16 protein-coding genes and 1 pseudogene are annotated in these 18,487 nt (G+C 48.7%); 12 read left to right on the top strand and 5 right to left on the bottom strand.

All coding sequences use genetic code 11. From position 1 onward, the window contains the following. Both AC6B99_RS07875 and AC6B99_RS07880 read right to left on the bottom strand, forming a co-directional pair. A pseudogene (locus AC6B99_RS07875) lies at positions 1–60 on the bottom strand (hypothetical protein); the annotation flags it as partial. 413 nt (positions 61–473) lie between these two features. Beyond that, positions 474–1,484, bottom strand: coding sequence for a LacI family DNA-binding transcriptional regulator (locus tag AC6B99_RS07880; protein ID WP_056043206.1), 1,011 nt, complete (start codon positions 1,482–1,484; stop codon positions 474–476). 265 nt (positions 1,485–1,749) lie between these two features. On the opposite strand from AC6B99_RS07880, the gene AC6B99_RS07885 reads away from it, so the two are divergent. The 5 genes from AC6B99_RS07885 (at position 1,750) to AC6B99_RS07905 (ending at position 7,536) form a co-directional block, all read left to right on the top strand. Beyond that, positions 1,750–3,540 (top strand): L-fucose isomerase, encoded by a 1,791-nt coding sequence (locus AC6B99_RS07885; protein WP_056043209.1) that lies wholly within the window; start codon positions 1,750–1,752, stop codon positions 3,538–3,540. Positions 3,541–3,620: 80 nt separating this feature from the next. Beyond that, entirely contained in the window at positions 3,621–4,280 is a 660-nt protein-coding gene (locus AC6B99_RS07890) for a class II aldolase/adducin family protein (RefSeq protein ID WP_056043212.1), read from the top strand. 39 nt (positions 4,281–4,319) lie between these two features. Further along, positions 4,320–5,846, top strand: a complete 1,527-nt coding sequence (locus AC6B99_RS07895; RefSeq protein WP_056043215.1) for a rhamnulokinase — start codon at positions 4,320–4,322, stop codon at positions 5,844–5,846. A gap of 30 nt (positions 5,847–5,876) precedes the next feature. Further along, on the top strand, positions 5,877–6,305 hold the full coding sequence (fucU, locus tag AC6B99_RS07900; RefSeq protein ID WP_056043218.1) for an L-fucose mutarotase: 429 nt from the start codon (positions 5,877–5,879) through the stop codon (positions 6,303–6,305). 151 nt (positions 6,306–6,456) lie between these two features. Continuing rightward, positions 6,457–7,536 (top strand): CHAP domain-containing protein, encoded by a 1,080-nt coding sequence (locus AC6B99_RS07905; RefSeq protein ID WP_496663141.1) that lies wholly within the window; start codon positions 6,457–6,459, stop codon positions 7,534–7,536. A gap of 400 nt (positions 7,537–7,936) precedes the next feature. Here the strand turns inward: AC6B99_RS07905 and AC6B99_RS07910 are convergent, their stop codons facing one another. From AC6B99_RS07910 to AC6B99_RS07920, 3 genes are all read right to left on the bottom strand, one after another. Continuing rightward, positions 7,937–9,124 (bottom strand): MFS transporter, encoded by a 1,188-nt coding sequence (locus AC6B99_RS07910; RefSeq protein ID WP_494857693.1) that lies wholly within the window; start codon positions 9,122–9,124, stop codon positions 7,937–7,939. A 106-nt stretch (positions 9,125–9,230) separates the two neighbouring features. After that, a complete protein-coding gene (locus AC6B99_RS07915) occupies positions 9,231–9,542 on the bottom strand; it encodes an ArsR/SmtB family transcription factor (protein ID WP_056043224.1) in 312 nt (103 codons plus the stop codon). 249 nt (positions 9,543–9,791) lie between these two features. Next, positions 9,792–11,288: an FAD-dependent monooxygenase gene (locus AC6B99_RS07920; protein WP_496663142.1), complete on the bottom strand. Its 1,497-nt coding sequence runs from the start codon at positions 11,286–11,288 to the stop codon at positions 9,792–9,794. Between the two features lie 144 nt (positions 11,289–11,432). On the opposite strand from AC6B99_RS07920, the gene AC6B99_RS07925 reads away from it, so the two are divergent. The 7 genes from AC6B99_RS07925 (at position 11,433) to AC6B99_RS07955 (ending at position 18,451) form a co-directional block, all read left to right on the top strand. Beyond that, on the top strand, positions 11,433–12,140 hold the full coding sequence (locus AC6B99_RS07925) for a MarR family transcriptional regulator (protein ID WP_056043230.1): 708 nt from the start codon (positions 11,433–11,435) through the stop codon (positions 12,138–12,140). Positions 12,141–12,571: 431 nt separating this feature from the next. Then, positions 12,572–13,237 (top strand): polysaccharide deacetylase family protein, encoded by a 666-nt coding sequence (locus AC6B99_RS07930; RefSeq protein WP_494878608.1) that lies wholly within the window; start codon positions 12,572–12,574, stop codon positions 13,235–13,237. Between the two features lie 226 nt (positions 13,238–13,463). Further along, on the top strand, positions 13,464–14,162 hold the full coding sequence (locus AC6B99_RS07935; protein ID WP_056043237.1) for a response regulator transcription factor: 699 nt from the start codon (positions 13,464–13,466) through the stop codon (positions 14,160–14,162). Between the two features lie 17 nt (positions 14,163–14,179). After that, a complete protein-coding gene (locus AC6B99_RS07940) occupies positions 14,180–15,562 on the top strand; it encodes a sensor histidine kinase (RefSeq protein WP_496663143.1) in 1,383 nt (460 codons plus the stop codon). 100 nt (positions 15,563–15,662) lie between these two features. Further along, positions 15,663–16,322, top strand: coding sequence for a hypothetical protein (locus AC6B99_RS07945; protein ID WP_496663144.1), 660 nt, complete (start codon positions 15,663–15,665; stop codon positions 16,320–16,322). A 177-nt stretch (positions 16,323–16,499) separates the two neighbouring features. Beyond that, a complete protein-coding gene (locus AC6B99_RS07950) occupies positions 16,500–17,390 on the top strand; it encodes a LysR substrate-binding domain-containing protein (protein ID WP_056043243.1) in 891 nt (296 codons plus the stop codon). Positions 17,391–17,590: 200 nt separating this feature from the next. Further along, complete coding sequence (locus tag AC6B99_RS07955; protein WP_496663145.1) at positions 17,591–18,451, top strand: transporter substrate-binding domain-containing protein; 861 nt, start codon at positions 17,591–17,593, stop codon at positions 18,449–18,451. The last annotated feature ends 36 nt before the right edge of the window (positions 18,452–18,487 follow it).

The raw sequence follows: 18,487 nt of genomic DNA on the forward strand, positions 1-18,487 counted from the left end.
ACCGCTGTTGCAGAGACCGCTGTTGCAGAGACCGCTGTTGCAGAGACCGCTGTTGCAGAGACCGCTGTTGCAGAGACCGCTGTTGCAGAGACCGCTGTTGCAGAGACCGCTGTTGCAGAGACCGCTATGGCTGAGGCCACTCTGGCAGAGACTACTCTTGCTGAAGACATGTTGCTCGGACGCTCCTAAATTTTTTGAAGGACTGAGGTTCCGCTATTTTGGCTTTTTCTACAATTTCGGGCGGTAAGCGGACAGGAAATCCGTTATTACCCTCATTATCCCGTCAAAATGGCTGTTGGCAGCGCATTAGCTGCTGCTGAGTCCGCAGCCTATGCCATAACCCGTGTTTCTGTTGAAATAGCTGCTGCTGAGTCCGCCAAGTCCATCATCGAGTCGAGTCGAATGATTAGGCCAACCAGAAATTCTTGGTTGGCCTTTTTTTCTATGTGTTCTCATTGCTTGCTATGACCACGTTAGAGCTGCTTGACGGAGCTTCTTGCGATGAGCTCCGCAGGCAGCACGACTTTCCGCCACGGGCCGGAGGCGCTGCCGTTCTGGATGCGGTCAATGAGCATTTGCATGCCGAGATAGCCGAACTGGTAGGCTTGCTGGGCGACAACGGTAATAAACGGATTAATGTCCGCATAGGGGCCAAAATCGTCAAAGCATACGATGGAAATATCGTCAGGAATGCGCAGTCCGCGTTGCTGAAGCAGGCGAATCAGCTCTATGGCGATGACGTTGTTTCCGGCAATGATGGCGGTCGGAAGCGGGTTTATGCTGTCGAGCCAAGCATTCATGGCGGACAGATCATTTTGCGGGCCGAAGCTGGTCTCGAATAAATATTCCGGCTCATAGTCCAGCCCATTGAGCTGAAGTGCCTCTCTGTAGCCTTGCAAGCGGAGGCGGGCGCTGGAGCTGGAAAGCGAGCCGTTGACCATCATAATCCGCGTATGTCCCAGCCCCACAAGATGATCGACGAGCTGGCGGGCGCCTTCCTTGCTGTCCCCAAGGACGATGTCGCATTCAATGCCCGGTACTTCGCGGTCAATCAGCACGAACGGAGTCTGATGATGGAGCAGCGACTCCAGATTGGACAAGGATGGGTCGCCAGTCGGCGCCATCATCACGCCGTCAACCCGCGTCGTCAAAATCGTATGGATATAATCCGATTCCTTAGCTAAATTTTCATCGCTGTTGCCGAACAGCAGCTTGTAGCCATTTTTCGTAGCGGCATCCTCTGCCCCCCGTGACAGTGTCGTATAAAACGGATTCGTAATATCGGCAATAAGCAAAAACAGCAGGCGGGTATGCTGAAGCACCAGACTTCTCGCCATCTGGTTCGGCACATAGTGCATTTCCTCCATCACTTTCTTGACCTTTGCCCGCGTTTTGTCGCTTATTCTGCCTGTGTTATTGATAACTCGCGATACGGTCATCGCTGAAACGCCAGATCGCTGAGCGATATCGTAAATCGTAACCATGCGGCTTGCTCCTTATCTATTTCGTCCCACTCGTTTGCTATCTTACCATCTTACAAAAGTGAGCCATTGACAGCAACCCTCAAGCTTGATAAATTAGAGTTATCGGTAACTCTACACTAACTCAAACAGCTGGTTATGCACTTTATTTTAAAATATAAGAAATGATAAGTTTCACTCTTATCATTTCTTATATTTCATCGCGAAACGGAAGCTTTGCCGCCAGAGGACGGCAAAAGCCGTTTACGCTTGTATTGGAGGGATAATAGTGACACAAGAAAAGCATCGTTTTGAAAGCGGTTTCCCTAAAATAGGTATTCGTCCTACGATCGATGGACGCCGTAAAGGCGTTCGCGAATCGCTCGAAGAACAGACAATGAATATGGCAAAATCGGTAGCCGCGCTCATTGGCGAGCATTTGCGTTATCCGAACGGCGAGCCAGTTGAATGCGTCATTGCGGACAGCTGTATCGGCGGTGTAGCGGAGGCGGCAGCTTGCGCGGACAAATTTTCCCGCGAGCGCGTAGGCGTGTCCATCACCGTAACGCCATGCTGGTGTTATGGCACCGAGACGATGGATATGGACCCGTCCATTCCGAAAGCGGTATGGGGCTTTAACGGCACAGAGCGCCCAGGCGCTGTATATTTGGCGGCTGTACTGTCCGGCTATGCGCAGAAGGGTCTTCCGGCCTTCGGCATTTATGGCGAGGAAGTTCAGGACTCTGGCGACACGAGCATTCCTGAAGATGTGAAGGGCAAGCTGCTGGGCTTCGCGAAAGCAGGACTTGTTGTAGCTTACATGCGCGGCAAATCGTATTTGTCGATGGGCTCCGTATCGATGGGAATCGCGGGCTCGATCGTAAGCGATGCTTTTTTCCAGGAATATTTGGGCATGCGTACCGAGTATGTGGATATGTCGGAATTCGTCCGCCGCTTCGAAGAGGAAATTTATGATGGCGAAGAATTTGCCCGCGCGCTGGCATGGGTAAAGGAAAACTGTCCGGAGGGCGCAGACAACAACCCGGCGCAAATCCAGACCTCCAGAGAGCAGAAGGACAAGGATTGGGAAACCGTTGTGAAAATGACGATGATTGCCCGTGACCTGATGGTCGGCAACCCGCGCCTTGCCGAGCTTGGCTTCGGGGAAGAGGCGATGGGCCACAATGCGATCGTATCCGGCTTCCAGGGGCAGCGCCAATGGACGGATCATTTTCCAAACGGCGATTTCATGGAAACGCTGCTTAACTCCTCGTTCGACTGGAACGGCATCCGCGCACCTTACATGGTAGCAACGGAAAATGACAGCTTGAACGGCGTTGCCATGCTGTTCGGTAATTTGCTGACGAATACGGCGCAAATTTTCGCCGATGTGCGGACGTATTGGAGTCCAGATTCGGTGCAGCGCGTAACGGGACATAAGCTGGAAGGGCACGCAGCGGGCGGCATTTTGCACCTGATCAACTCTGGTTCGGCTACGCTTGACGGAACGGGCGAGCAGCAGCTTGCTGGCAAGCCTGCGCTTAAGCCGCATTGGGAAATTACCGAGCAGGAGGCGGCGGACTGCCTGAAGGCAACGTCGTGGCGTCCGGCATCAGTTGAATATTTCCGCGGCGGCGGTTATTCCTCCGACTATTTGACACGCGGGGGCATGCCGATGACGATGTCCCGGATCAATTTGGTGAAGGGCATTGGCCCCGTTCTACAAATTGCCGAAGGTTATTCGGTTGATCTGCCAGAAGACGTGCATGATGTGCTCGACAAGCGGACAGATCCGACTTGGCCGACGACGTGGTTCGCTCCGATTTTGACAGGCAGCGGCGCGTTCCGCAGCGTTTATGAAGTGATGGACCAATGGGGTGCGAATCACGGCTCTATCAGCTACGGGCATATTGGCGCGGATTTAATTACACTTGCGTCGATGCTGCGTATTCCAGTCAATATGCACAATGTGGCAGAAGAAAAGCTGTTCCGTCCACGTGCTTGGGGCCTGTTCGGCACGAGCAATGCGGAAAGCGCAGATTACCGGGCTTGCGACAACTTTGGGCCGTTGTATAAATAATAACCATTTGACAAGCTGCCGTTCCAATTTTTTGGGGCGGCAGCTTCATGGGTTCAATAACATAGAGGAGGAAGAGAGAATTGAGCAGCTTGGAAATTAGAGAGGAACTATGTAAATACGCAAAAAAGACGGTCGCGAACCGTTTGGTAGTTGGTCCAGGCGGCAACATTAGCGCGAAGCATGAGGGCAAAATGTATTTGTCCCCAAGCGGTTTTGCCCTTGATGAAATTGAGCCGGAGCAGTGGGTAGAGGTCGATATTGAGACGGGAGCTGTAACGGATACAGGCTTCCGTCCGTCTTCTGAGGTGCTGATGCATCTTTATGCTTACCGTGCGAATTCGAACATCGGAGCGATCGTGCATACGCACCCGCCTTATTGCATCGCCTTTACACTTGTGGAGCAGGAGCTGCCGATTATGTTCCCCGATCAGGCGGCGCTAGTAGGCAAGACGGTATATATTCCGTATGTACTGCCTACTACAGACAAGCTTGCAGATGCGCTAGTTGAAAAAGTAAATGCTGCGAGCTCAATATTGCTAGGCAATCATGGACTCGTAACGACAGGGCGCAATCTGCGCGAAGCCTATTATCGTACGGAAGTGGTAGAAGAAAGCGCAAAAATTTTCCTGATCGCCAAAGCGATCAAGGAGCCAAAAGTGCTGACGAAGGAAGAATTTGAAGAAATCGCATCGCTGGAGAGCGAGGCCTACCGCATCCAGCTGCTGCAAAAAATGCAGTAGTTTTGCGTTGAATCCGCTAGGAAGAGGAGGAATGCAGGGATGGCAAATGCAGCGAAAACGGCGGCGACGGTCCTTGCCTTTGATCTGGGCGCAAGCAGCGGCAGGGCGCTGATCGGCAAGCTCGCTGCAAGTGCAGAGGGCAGACGCAAGCTTGAGGTGACCGAGCTTCATCGTTTTCCAAACTATGCGGTACAAGTAGGACAGCATCTGCACTGGGATATTTTGCGTCTCCTGCAGGAGATGAAGATTGCCATTCGCAAAGCATTCCAGCAGGGTTATCAGCCTTCCACCTTTGGCGTGGATACATGGGGAGTGGACTTTGGCCTGCTGGATTCGCAAGGCGAGCTGCTTGGCAATCCGTATCATTACCGCGACCCGCAGACAGAGGGCTTGATCGAAGAGGTGGAGCAGCTGCTGAGCCGCGAGGAGCAATACCAGCAGGGCGGGCTCCAGTTTATGCCCTTTAATACGATTTATCAGCTGTATGCGATGAGCAAGGCAGGCTCACCCAAGCTGGCGGCCGCCGAGACGCTGCTGCTGACGCCGGATTTGCTCGTTTATTTTTTGACGGGCAAGAAGGTATGCGAATTTACGATGGCGACTACGACGCAGCTGTTTCATCCAGAGCGGCAGCAGTGGAATGAGCCGCTTATGCAGCAGCTCGGCATTCCAGCGAAGCTGTTCCTTGCGCCGATTCATCCGGGACAGCGCATTGGGCCGCTAACTACGGAAGTATGCGAAGAGCTGGCTGTACCGCCGATTGAAGCGATTGCCGTAGGCACGCATGATACGGAATCAGCGGTTGCTGCTGTGCCAGCGGCAGTCGGGAAAGCTTTTGCCTATTTGGTGTGCGGCACTTGGTCGCTGCTCGGCACTGAGCTAGCGCGTCCGCTGCTGACGCCAGAAGCGCTTGCGCTCGATTTTTCCAATGAAGGCGGAGTCGGCGGAACCTACCAGCTGCTCAAAAACATTATGGGCCTGTGGATTTTGCAGGAATGCCACCGTGAATGGGAGGCGCAAGGGCAAGAGCTGTCATTCGCACAGCTTGCGGCCGAAGCGGAGCAGGCGGAACCTTTCCGCAGCCTGATCCATCCGGATGATCTGCGTTTTTACAGCCCTTCGGGCATGATTCGAAATGTGCAGCAGTATTGCGAGGAGACAGGGCAGCTTGTGCCGCAGTCGCGGGGCGAAATAGCGAGATGCATTCTCGAAAGTCTGGCGCTGAAATACCGTTACGCGCTGGCGCAAATGGAGCAGCTGACCGGAGAGGCTTATTCGGGCCTGCACATGGTTGGCGGCGGTATACAGAACAAGCTGCTCTGCCGCTTTACGGCGAATGCAATTGGCCGCTCGGTATGGGCAGGCCCGGTCGAAGCGAGCGCCATCGGCAATATGCTCGTTCAGCTCATTGCCCAAGGGGAATGTGCGGATTTGCAGGAGGCGCGGCAGCTGTCGGCGGCATCGTTCGAGGTGGATACCTATGAGCCGGCGCAAGCGGAGCAGCAAGTATGGGAGCGGGCTTACGAGGCTTACCTGCGGTTAGTCGCTTTGCAGGCGAAGTCTTAAATTTTAATCTTACTTAAGGAAGTGTTTGAGGTGCTGCATGGCATATCCAAATTGATTTCACCGGAGCTTCTGAAAATATTAATGGAAATGGGACACAGCGACGAAATCGTGCTGGCCGACGGCAATTTCCCCGTCATGAGCCACGCGCAGCGCGTTGTTCGGGCAGACGGCCACGGCATTCCTGAGCTGCTGGAAGCGATATTGCCGCTGTTTCCACTGGATCAATATGTGGAGCGTCCGGCGGCGCTCATGCAGGTTGTTCCTGGCGATACCGTCCAAACGCCAATCTGGGAGCAGTATCAGCTCATCATTGAGCAGCACACGCCAGTACGCGAGAAGCCTGAGGAAGTGGAACGCTTTGCTTTTTATGAGCGGGCGAAGAAGGCTTATGCGATTGTAGCTACTGGCGAGCAGGCGCTGTATGCGAACATTATTTTGAAAAAAGGCGTTATTAAATAGCCTATTCAGACGTTAATACGGCACGGGAATGGTTCGTTACATTCCCGTGCCGTTTTTTGTTGGGAAATTAGCTATAATTAATGATAAGTAGGGGCAAGTTTTTTAATTATTTTTCTTGAGTCAGCATGATTGAAGGGCAGGGGGCGAAATTTTGATTGGAGAGAAGAAGGTTAAGCGGATTGAAAGTGTTCGTGGTCTTGTTCAAGAAATGCTCTTAAATATAGGGGAGACTGGCTATAAAAATAAAACCGGGGTACATCTTTATGGGGTATCAAATTTCGCTTCGATGCTTGCTATGAGAAGAGGACAAGATCCGGAAATCGCCGGGATCGCCGGGTTGCTTCACGGTTATTATTTCTATAGAACCGGCATTAAAGACTTCCTTGGTCCAAACAGTGCAGATGCGGTAAGACCTATACTGCGCAGCACACAGCTCTTTTCTGACGAAGAGCAGCATGTCATTCTTCGAGCGATCTTTTATCAAGAAGCTATACATCGAACGCAGGACCCATACGAGGAAATAATTAAAGATGCTATATTATTGCAGATGTACTTTCAGCATACAGGTAACTATTCATCCAAGGCGGTTATACATAGACTGCAAAATGTGTTTATAGAACTGGGGATTCCTGTTGAGTATGCAGGGGCGGAAGCTAACGTCGACACGGAAACGATAGAGACTAATGCGGAAGACAGACGACTTAGGCTGGCAGATTTTTCGGAAATTTTTGCAGGGCAAAATATTATTGGCATCCCGGAGGATGAACGCTACCGGGAAATTTGCAAGTATTGGCCGGACACGGATATCTATAAAGTGCTGGAAGGGAATTGGTGTGCTGCATTCGTTTACTACTGCTGTATGGCGGTGGGGATACGACTGCCCATTCGCTATCCGAATCGCATGTATCGATTAGCTGGAGTTGGCGCATGGTTGGATTGGGCCCAACTGCCTGAAACGGGGTTTTTCTATCGAGATAAACAAGATGGATTTAATCCAGAGCGTGGGGATATCGTTATTTATGAGAAGCTTTTAAGCGATCACTCTCACGATCATATCGGAATTGTTATAGCTTGTGAGGACGACAGAATTAGGGTTGCAGAAGGTAACCAAGACAATAAAAACGGCTCCGGTGTTTTATATAGGGATAGAGACCATTGTATTTTCGGATATATCCGTATAAACAACGGTTATTTTTTTAATTTTGATGGGGAATATAAGCCTATCCGTTAATTTAAAATGTAGGTCACATAGTTATTCAACAAATAGTTAAGTTCAATATTCTAAATAAAGAGCCATCCCGCGAAAGATGGCTCTAAAACTTGCCGTTACAGACAGTGCGGAGAACCGTATCACAAATAGTGGTAAAGCGGAACTCACCAAAGGAGCGAACAGGTAATTGTCTATTGGCTCTTTGGTTGGGAAGCTCATTCCCAAGTGAACTAGTTTGATCCATATAAGAGTTTAAAGACTTCATCGCTGCCAATAAGGCTCTCTGCCAGTTGAGCTAAACTGCACGGTATTGGTGTTAATAAAATTCATTTTGGGTGTATTAGGTGAATTTCCATATAAGTTGTACACTTCCCGCACTACTTGCCATCCTCTTTAGGTGTGACTAAAGAAACGAGTTCCGTCAATCTTCTTCCGTAACCATAGATTTCACATTTGGCTTAGCATTTAAGCCAAAATACATTATTTTTACGACGATACACAAAAGGGACAATACTACAAAAAGTAAACCGCTCCAAACGACTTCTCCTACTCCCAATCGTGATATAAACCAACCACCTATAGCCGCACCCATCGTGACGCCTAGGTTTGAAAAAGACACATATAAACTGTTAGCAAATTCCGGGGCTTCTGAAGCTTCCGATGTCAGCCAAATTTGACTTACAATAAGTCCACTGGTATGAACAGCTCCCCACACAATGATAATCCCACTTATGAGAATAAGGGGTATTTCCACATAATAAAGAAGTAAATAGCATATTCCTAAAGCGACAGGATAAAGCAGCACTGTTTTCAACATACGATGGCTTAATAGCTTTCCAGCATACCAATTTCCTGCCACACCGCTAATTCCGAAAATCACAAGCATCACGCTAATAAGTTTCCCACTCATGTCAGACCTCTGTCCTAAATATTCCGCAAAATAACTATATACAGAAAACATAGCAGCAAATATGAAGCAAGCAGCACCGCTATTTAACCATAAAGCGGGTTTTCGTAATATCGCAAGCTGTCTTCCAAAAGAGGTTTTCTCCTTCCCCGACATGGTTGGAACCATTACTCCTATTCCAACACACGCAACGACATTCACAAGGGCAGAAAATAAAAATGAGGTACCAAGTGAAAATTGATTGGCAATATAGGAAGTGAGCGGGATTCCGAGCACCATGCCCATGCTTACCCCAAGAAATACCTTTGCACTAGCCTTCGCGGCTTCCTCCTTTACTGATAATTCAGTGGCTAGTACAAAAGCAATGGAGAAATAAACCGGATGAAAGAAAGCTGGAATCATTCGGAGAGCCATAAGCATATAAAAATTCGGAGCAAAAACTGACATCAAATTGGAAGCGGCAAAAATAATCAGAATGCCAATCAATGTAGTTTTACGATTTAATCTTGACAGGAACAGCGTCATCCATGGACCAAAAAGGGCAATAATAAGTGCAAACGAACTAACAAGCATTCCAGCTAGTCCTGCGGTAACGTTATACTTCTCCATGACCATTGGCAAAATTCCGACTACACCAAGTTCGGTATTTATAATGCCAAATATACCTAGTGCAATAAAAAATAGTGGACTGATTCTGTTCATGATTCTTTTCTCCTTATAACACAATCTTTTTTCTTATTTCTATATATCTATAATTATAGATATATAGAATCAAAAAATAAGCAGGTAACCCTATAATTGTGGCTACCTACATTTTATTCTTGATATAGTCGGCAAATTTACGAATGGTTTCTTCATTTCTCCGATAATAGGTCCACTGTCCAAATCGCCTTGATTCTAAAAGTTCAGCTTTCTTCATGATCATTAAATAGCTGGAAATCACCGATTGTGCCAATCCCGTTTTTTCCTGAATGCTTCCTACACAAATCCCTCCTTTAAAGTCAGCATCCGTTGGTAAATACAATTGCGGTCCAAAATTTTCATCCGGCTTTTTTAACCATTCCAAAATTTTCACACGGGTGTCATTAGACAAAGCTTTAAAGATCATCATGGTTTCCATAGCATCATTATATCTAATTATATAGATATGTCAATTTTTATATGCAATAATTTCAGTTCCGACGAATAGGGGATGAAAGGCTCGAATCGGACGCACTTCTATGGATCGTCCATTCATTTCTCGGCATTTCGTCGCCACGCAGCTTCACACGTGAGATGGCCGCCGATGGCAGGCGGCTCTAACGCTCTCGGCTTACTTCGCCAATGTCCTACATAAATATCAGTCGGAGTGGGCTGCACTTGACAGTGGCTAAGTAATTGTCCTAGTCAAGTTGTCGAAGGCTGCGAACCAGTCGGTTGTGATGATGCTTCCGATGTAACCGTCTGGCCGGATTAGAACCAACGCGTCGCCAGTAACGCCGTAGATGCTGGTCAGCTTGCCGTCGGTGTCGTTGAGGCCATTGTGATCGACTTCGCGGCTGCTATTGACGGTGTAACAGTGCAAATCGGCGCCGCCGTTTGGCCAGCTCAACTCGGGAAGTGCCTTGGCGGCGTTCACGCCGAAGGCCAGCATGGTAAAGTGTGGTCCCTGATAGACGTCGAACAGACGTCGTATCCCGCCGGGGCCGTTGCAGGGCGCGTCCGGTGCACGATCACCGACATGCAGGGTTTTGGTGGCTGGCGCGTCGGCAGGGGCGAGCGGTCCGCGATGGTATGAAAGTCCGAGCTGCCGCTCCTCGTCTCCGCGCTTGAGGGTCGAGAGACGTTGCTGGTCAAGCCGGGAGTACAACTCGCTGGACTTGCCGAGGACGCGTGCTGCAACGGGCTGACGCTCAGCCTCATAGCTGTCGAGGAGGCTGTCGGGAGCGCCGGCGATGACCTGAGCGAGTTTCCAGCCGAGATTGTAGGCATCCTGCACACCAGTGTTGAGGCCCTGCGCACCAGCTGGGGTGTGGACGTGGGCGGCATCGCCTGCGAGAAAGACGTTGCCCGCCCGGTAGTGCTCGGCGAGCCGGACGTTGGGCCGGAACACAGAGGTCCAGGTGATGCTGTGGAGCCGGAAACCGGTGAGCTTATGGAACTGGGCGGCCAGGGCGGCTTCGTCGAGATCAGGCGTCTCGTCTGGTGTCAGCCGGATCATGACCTGAAACTGGTCGGAGTGGGGCAGCGGGCATGCTCCGACAAACTTGCCGTGCGTCCGTGGCCACATATGCCACCGGTTGCGCGACAGTCCGTCGATCGTGCAATCGATGATAAGCGTACGGTCGGAGTCGGCGGTCTCTCCGATGAACCTTATACCAGAGGCCTTGCGGACCGCGCTCGAGCCGCCGTCGGCCCCGACCAGATACCTGCTGCGAACCTTCTCTCCCGTTGAGAGAGTCGTCGTCACACCATCGGCATCTTGTTCGAAACCCACCACTGCTGTGTCGAACTCGATGCCCAGCCCGAGGCGATCGAGCAGGCGGTGCAAGATGGCATCGGTGCGGTGCTGCTGCAGCAGCAGGATGTTCGGATACGGCACATTGGGTGTTGGCCTGTTCCGCTGCTGCATTCGCCACGGCACAGTGATGGGTCCGAAATGAAGACCCGCGAGCGGGTAAGGGCCGCCTTCCGCGAGTGCCTCACCCAGAATGCCGAGGTCTTCGAACACCTCCAGAGTTCGCGGCTGGACCCCCTTGGCACGGGAGCCCTTGAAGGCATGTGGTGCTTTGTCGACCAGTCGGACACGAAGGCCGCGCCGCAGAAGGTCGGCCGCTAGCGTGGAGCCGGTCGGGCCGGCTCCGGCGATGAGTACGTCAACGTTCATATATATTCCTCCATTATCATTTTGGTTTCCTAGAAACAATAATAGATGCACCTCCCTCCTTTGTCAATATTGTTTCCAGGAAACTTTAATTTTGGACTATCCACTGCTATACTGGTATTAAGCTAATCATCGGAGGAGAAATGAATGATCAACCATTCGGAAGTGCAAAATAAAGATCGTCTAATTAAGGGATTGTTGGAAGTCGTGAAGGACATACAGCTTAGATACCAAGCGGAAGATGATGAAGAGAAACAGTGGCTGATCCAAAATAGCCCTAATCCTGCTGTTACAGAGTTGGTAAAAGAAATGACAGTCATGATGCTGCATGTGCTGGATGCGATTGGAAAGCTTGAGCCTGTAAATGGCATTACGATTTCAAAGCAGTACGGCTATTCCAAAGGGAGTATTTCTAAAATTACGAGAAAACTGGTTGATAAACAAATCATCCGTTTTGAATACCTTCCGGATAACAAAAAAGAAGTTCTGTTCCGTACCACATCACTGGGCAAAGAGATTTATCGTCTGCATGAAGCCCTGCATCATCAAATTGATATCGGAGTCAATCGTTTCTTGCAACGGTATAACGAAGATGAATTAAGCTTTCTCGTCAATGCCCTTAGCGAAACGTTGCATACATCATGGGTTTATTCGGAGACAAAAGAGGAATCAATCGCACCGAGTCAGAGAGCTGCGCGCACAAAAGAAGAGATAGACAATGACAAGACCCTTCGTACTTTATCAGATACCGAGGAAATGAACGAAATCATGGTGATGCTTAATAAGTTGGATTCCCACAACCTAAAGAAAGCTAAAGCGATTCTTAACGATACTTTTTTTAATTCCTCGAAATGATCCAATTTTCTCACTCAGACTCATGAATTCACAGGATTCGTAAGTTGCCTGGTTCTTAGGAAGAGGGAATGTGCGGATTTGCAGGAGACGCGACAGCTGTCGGCGGCATCGTTTGAGGTGGATAGTCAAAACGGCACGGAATGTTTCATTACAATCTGAGCCGTTTTTTTATTTAGAAAGCCTATATACAAGTCATGGGTAGTTAAGTTGAGGAAAAGTTTTTACTTTTTATTTGCGAATACGGTGAACGTTGAATTGTGGTTTTGAGCAGCTACGCTTCGCCTCTATATGTCAAACCCACAACTGAATCAGATTTTAGGTTTAGGCTCCAATATTGGAATACTTCCAAATGAGGATGCGAAATGGTTCTGTTTCTGGCAAAATGATGGAGAGTGGACAAGTTATAATTGTGAAGAGGAGACGGTTATTTCATGGTCAAATTATCAATGATACATCAGATTTCTGTAAGGGAAAAGGCAGTGGCCTTCACATTTGATGATGGTCCGAATCCGGTATATACGAGCCAATTGCTTGATATTTTCCGCAGTGTGGGAGGACGAGCAACTTTTTTTATGATTGGCCAGGAGATGGAAGCGCACCCAGAAATGGCGGCTGCTGTGCATCAGGAGGGCCACGAGCTCGGGAACCATACTTATTCCCATCCAGACCTTACCAAACTGACGTTGGAGGAAGCTAGTGGGGAATTGCAGCGAACGGATGTCCTTATCCGGAAGGTTACGGGGCAAGAGGTACGTAGCTTCAGACCGCCATTCTTTGGTGTGAATGACAACATTCTGTCTCTGGCTGCAGAGTACGGATACCGGACAATCGGCACGGTAAATGGAGCGGCCAAGGACTGGGAAACTCCAGGCGTCGATTATATTCTGGAGCATACACGGCAGGCGGTCGCGCCCGGCAGTATCTTGCTGTTCCATGACGGGTACGGGGACCGCTCCCAGACCATAGAAGCGGTTCGGGTGCTGGTGGAAGAACTGGCTGCAGAAGGATATCGTTTTGTCACCACCAGTGAACTGCTGGACATGGCCGTTCCGGATGAGAGCGGCCTGACGATGAGCCCAGAGGAGTTGGAAGGATAGACCTGAAGCTCAGGGCCTTCCGTTGTCATCGAATCATGGTATACTCCAATGACGGACACCAGCGAGGTGTCCGTTTTTCTTGCATCCACAGAAAACTACCTAATTGTTCATGAATTTTGCACCTTGCTCTAAACTACTCTATAATAGCAGCCTGCGTTATTATGGATTTGCTAAACTATTATAAACCGGACTGTTTCCTAAATGTTTTTACAGGAGGAGGGATCAAGTGAGAAAAATTCTGGTGATAGATGATGAGGCGGCTATTAGAGACTTGGTCGAGCTTGTACTTCTACGGGAGAATTTTCAGGTGAAAACCGCAGAGAATGGCCGGATTGGCCTTCAAGAGCTGGATGCGTTCCAGCCGGATTTGGTGCTGTTGGATTTGATGCTGCCGGACTACTCCGGTTATGATCTGTGCAAAGAGATTACGAAGAAGCAAGTGGTTCCTGTTATTATGTTATCGGCCAAGAATGAAACCATCGATAAAGTATTGGGGCTTGAGCTTGGAGCAGAGGATTACATGACCAAGCCTTTCGATAACCGCGAACTCATTGCCCGTATTAAAGTGGTGCTAAGACGATATGAACCTAACCCTATGAACAAACCGAATGAAGAACAACCAATCAATTACGGGGAACTGGCGTTTAATCTGGAGACCCGAGTCGTGCTGAAGAATGGTGAGCCGATTTCTCTGACGGCCAAAGAATTCAAAATTCTAGAGACATTATTGAGAAGGCCCAATAAAATTCACACAAGAGATGAGCTTCTGGAAATCGTATGGGGATACGATTATTTGGGTGACAGCCGCAGCGTAGATATGACAATCATGAGGCTCAGAAGAAAGCTGGAGGACGATGCCGAAAATCCGAAATATGTAAAGACGGTCTATGGATTCGGCTATCAGCTTGGCGGTGATTCCGCCTGAAATATGCAACCCGGCTCTTGTTGAATTATTTATTTTTCTCTATATTATCCTTTGCCGTCATCATTATATCGGTGGATAAAGCGATTGATTACTATAGCTTCGTAACCATTGAGAAGCAAATGATTGAAAAGGCTGATTTGAGCGAACTGTCATTCCGGGAAATACTCGCTAAATATGATGAAGAACCGTCAGATCAGGGGCAAACCCCAGACGTATTCAGAACGGCTCTGGAAACGTTAAAGGCTACGGGCAAGGAAGTGCGGATTTATGACAGCCAGTTGAATCTTTTGGGACACGCGGAGAATGGCATTATCGTCAACGACGGGACGCCTGTCATTTTCAAGAAAAATATAGAAAGTGCGCTGCAAGGAAATTATTCGTATTCGGTTACTGAAGATAAAAGGCTCTATTTCTCAATTCCCATTCAGGATAAATATTATCAAAATGTGTTTGTGTTCGAGTTTGTGGAAGACCTCTCTTATTTTTACGATATTATGAATCGAATCCGTTCCATCTTATTTATGGGCGCAGGCGGATTCCTAATTTTGATGACGTTCTCAAGCCTATATATTGCCCGTACAACGACCAGACCGATTAAATATCTGCTGGCGGCTACAGAACAATTCTCCAAGCAGCAATTTGAGCAAGTCCATCTGAACAGAAAAGATGAGCTGGGAATGCTTGCGGCAGGATTGAACCAGATGGGCATTCAACTGAACGATTATATTCAATATCAGAAGCAGTTTGTCTCTAACGTATCTCATGAGCTGAAAACACCGCTCGCCGCAATCCGGGGATTTTCCCAGTATTTATATGAGGGAGAGAATGAGGACAAAGATTTGCAGAAGATCTATTACCATCTTGTCAATGAATCGGAACGGCTCACCGCGCTCATCAATGAGTTGTTAATGTTGGCCAGATTCGACAAAGCTGGCCCCAAAGAGATAGGTATCGAAAAAATAAATATATCGGATCTGACGGAGCGAGTGGTTGCCGACCTGAGACCCAGAGCGGAGCAGAAACGAATGACAGTGGAAGTAAAGCTGGCTAAAGCGGCTTTTGTATATGCCAATACGATATTGCTATCACATGCCATTGCGAATATTCTCGATAACGCCATCAAGTATTCGAATACCGACACTCATATCCGGGTAGAGACCTTCATCCGGCAGCAGGAAGCGGTCGTCCAAATCACTGACCAGGGAATTGGGATTTTCATGGAGGATATAGCACGGGTTCAGGAAAGATTCTACCGGGCGGAAAATTCCAATGTGGCCAAGGGTTCAGGGTTAGGACTGTCCATTTGCAAGGAAATTGCCGAAAAGTTCGGCGGATATATCGTTATTGAGAGCAAAGTGAGTGTTGGAACCACCGTGTCCATCGTTCTGCCTTCGTTGTGAAAGGTGAAGTTACAAGAATGTTACAAGACTGCTATGACAATACTAAATGGTTTTCCTATAATGACCTCATAAGACGTAGACAATAACTCTTGGAGGGATAATGATGAAAAAAATGAAGAAATCAGCAACCATAGCGTTGACAACGGTATTGGCAATGACACTACTGGCAGCATGCCAGGAGAACCAGGCGGGGACTACTGCCGTCGACCCAGCTTCTCCGGCGGCAAGTGAATCATCCGGCTCCAATTCGAAGGTGATTAAGGAAGGTACCATTAAGAAAGATGGCAATGTGGTTCTGAAAGAGCTGTCTTTTGTGCATAATGACCATACCATTGCGCTCTCTGACATCGTTGACGACGCTAAGCTTGAAGGCATGCTGGGTAAAGCCACAGCGATCAAGTCCCATACCTATGCCGCGGGAGATGGCACGAATATGGATACCCTGATTGGATTCACGGAGAAACAGTACACCTATCCAGGCATTGTCATCAAAACCATTGATTCAACGGAAGGGAAGCAGTTCAAGATTTTCAATATTAAGATTACCGATTCTAAATATACGACGGTCCGCAATATCAAAGTCGGCGACAGTATCGAGAAGCTGCAAGAAGCCTATCCCGAAGGGAACCTGCTTGGAGGAGAGGTGTCCGATGAAGAGGATGATTACCGCTATTCGCCGGTCAACTATGTGGATGTCATGATTTTCCATATCGTAAATAAGAAAGTCGAGAGCATTAAAATCTCCTCCCTACTGGACTAACGCATGGTCCCCATAGATTGGCCATTTAAAAATGGTCCAGCTGTGGGGGCTTTTTTTCTGTACCTAATTTTTTCTCCTTCGCCCATTGACACCTAGGTAGATGTGGATTACCATTATCACAACATAATTCCAAGTTAACAAGTTGGTTAAGTTGTATTTTGCGAGGAGGCTCTCCCGGTGAATATCGAAAATATAGAAGCATTCGTCTATGTCATTTATTACGGCAGCTTCAATAAGGCAGCGGAAAGCCTGTTTCTTTCACAGCCGTCCGTAACGGCGAGAATTCAGTCGCTGGAGCGGGAGCTTGATTGCAAGCTATTTGACCGGATGGGCAAGCAAATTCAATTGACCGAGGAAGGCAAGCGATTCCTTCCTTACGCTCAGCAAATTTTGCAGACGCTGGAAAAGGGGCGCAAGCAGCTGCATCTGAAGCAGGAGATGCCCGCCCAGCTGAGAATTGGCTGTACCGTGTCGACGGCAAACTATTTGGTGCCGAGGCTGCTGCCAGCGCTGAAGGAGAAGCATCCCGGCATTCGCTTCAAGACGGTGACTGCCAAGACGGATGATATTGTGGAGATGGTGCTGAACAAAGAGGTCGATATCGGCTTTGTCCGTCAAACGACCCATCCCGGCTTGCGCTCGGTTAAGCTGCTGGATGATGCGATTCGGCTGCATGTGTATGAAGGCCACCCCTTTCTGAAGGAGAAGCAAATTACGCTGAGGGCGATAGGCAACCAGCCGCTTGTGTTTTTTGAATGTGGGGCGCTTGACTGGGTAAGGCTGCAGCGGGTTTTTGAATCGCTCAATGAACCGCCGGAAATGTCCTGCCACACAGATAATTTGGAAACCGCGAAGCGGCTCGTGCTGCAAAAGCTGGGGATCTGCTTCCTGCCAAGTCTGTCTGCCTATGACGAGGTTCAGGCGGGACAGCTTTTTCCGATTACGATTCCAGAAGTGGAGGGCTTGTCGCTCGATACGAACCTGATTATGCTGAACGGCGAGAGCAGCCCTTTTTTCGATAGCTTGGTGAAGCTTGTCAAAGCGCTGCCTTTCGTCAGCCGGGCCTAAAACAAGCGAATGCAACAATAGGAACAGCTGCCCAGAGGCGGACCTATCGAATGTTTAGATAAGAGAATAGAAAAACCCTATTATTTAAGGCATTGACGGTTTGATGAGCGGATGATAAATTAGTGACAGAACAATTCTTACTTAGTAGGTAGGAATTATAGGTATTATAAAAATGATCATGACATGGGGGAACGATTTTTATGAAAAAAAGAACTTTTTTAGCTACGCTGCTTGTTTTGTCCTTTACGCTGACGGCGTGCGGAGCTGCAAATAATGGCACGAAAGAAACGGCGGACAGCGGTTCGGGAGCAAGCGCGAGCCCAGCTCAGGAAGTGAAGAAAATTATTGTCGGCACGGGCACCCAGTTTCCGAATGTATGCTTTATCGATGAGGATGGCAAGCTGACAGGCTTCGACGTTGAGCTCGTTAGAGAGCTGGATAAGCGCCTGCCGGAATATGAGTTTGAATTCCAAACGCAAGAATTTTCCAGCTTGCTGCTAAGCCTGGAGACGAAAAAAATCGATTTTGTCGCTCACCAAATGGAGAAAAATCCGGAGCGTGAAGCAAAATTCCTTTTTAATAAAGAGCCGTATAGCATTTTCCTTTCGAAAATAGCGGTGTACAGAGACAACACAACGATTAATTCGATCGACGATTTGACAGGCAAAAAAATATTTACATCGCCAACGAGCAACCAGGCCTTTTTCCTAGAGCAATACAACAAGGAGCATAACAATCCTTATGAAATTGTTTACTCCAGCGGCGCAGCCAATGACCGTATTGCTTTGCTCAAAAGCGGACGCGTAGATGCAACGCTCGCTACCGATTTCTCGCTTCCTTTCTACCCTGATACGGATGGCAATCCTGCGATGAAGACGGTAGGCGACCCGCTTATTCAATCCGATGTGCTGTTCGTGCTCCGCAAAGACAGCCAGGAGCTGGCTGACAAACTGGATGCCGCAATTAAAGAGGTTAAAGCTGACGGAACGCTTTCGAAGCTGAGCATCGAGTGGCTTGGCGAAGATTATACAAAACCGCTTGATGAAGTTGTAAAAAAATAAATGGTGCTACTAACTTGCTGGTCAAGGGTGTAAGAC

It is taken from the genome of Paenibacillus liaoningensis (assembly GCF_059609455.1).

Coding starts and splice junctions, on each gene's coding strand:
- AC6B99_RS07925 (WP_056043230.1), top strand. CDS start 11,433: ATGATCAACCATTCGGAAGTGCAAAATAAAGATCGTCTAATTAAGGGA.
- AC6B99_RS07915 (WP_056043224.1), bottom strand. CDS start 9,542: ATGGAAACCATGATGATCTTTAAAGCTTTGTCTAATGACACCCGTGTG.
- AC6B99_RS07895 (WP_056043215.1), top strand. CDS start 4,320: ATGGCAAATGCAGCGAAAACGGCGGCGACGGTCCTTGCCTTTGATCTG.
- AC6B99_RS07930 (WP_494878608.1), top strand. CDS start 12,572: ATGGTCAAATTATCAATGATACATCAGATTTCTGTAAGGGAAAAGGCA.
- AC6B99_RS07955 (WP_496663145.1), top strand. CDS start 17,591: ATGAAAAAAAGAACTTTTTTAGCTACGCTGCTTGTTTTGTCCTTTACG.
- AC6B99_RS07945 (WP_496663144.1), top strand. CDS start 15,663: ATGATGAAAAAAATGAAGAAATCAGCAACCATAGCGTTGACAACGGTA.
- AC6B99_RS07920 (WP_496663142.1), bottom strand. CDS start 11,288: ATGAACGTTGACGTACTCATCGCCGGAGCCGGCCCGACCGGCTCCACG.
- AC6B99_RS07910 (WP_494857693.1), bottom strand. CDS start 9,124: ATGAACAGAATCAGTCCACTATTTTTTATTGCACTAGGTATATTTGGC.
- AC6B99_RS07880 (WP_056043206.1), bottom strand. CDS start 1,484: ATGGTTACGATTTACGATATCGCTCAGCGATCTGGCGTTTCAGCGATG.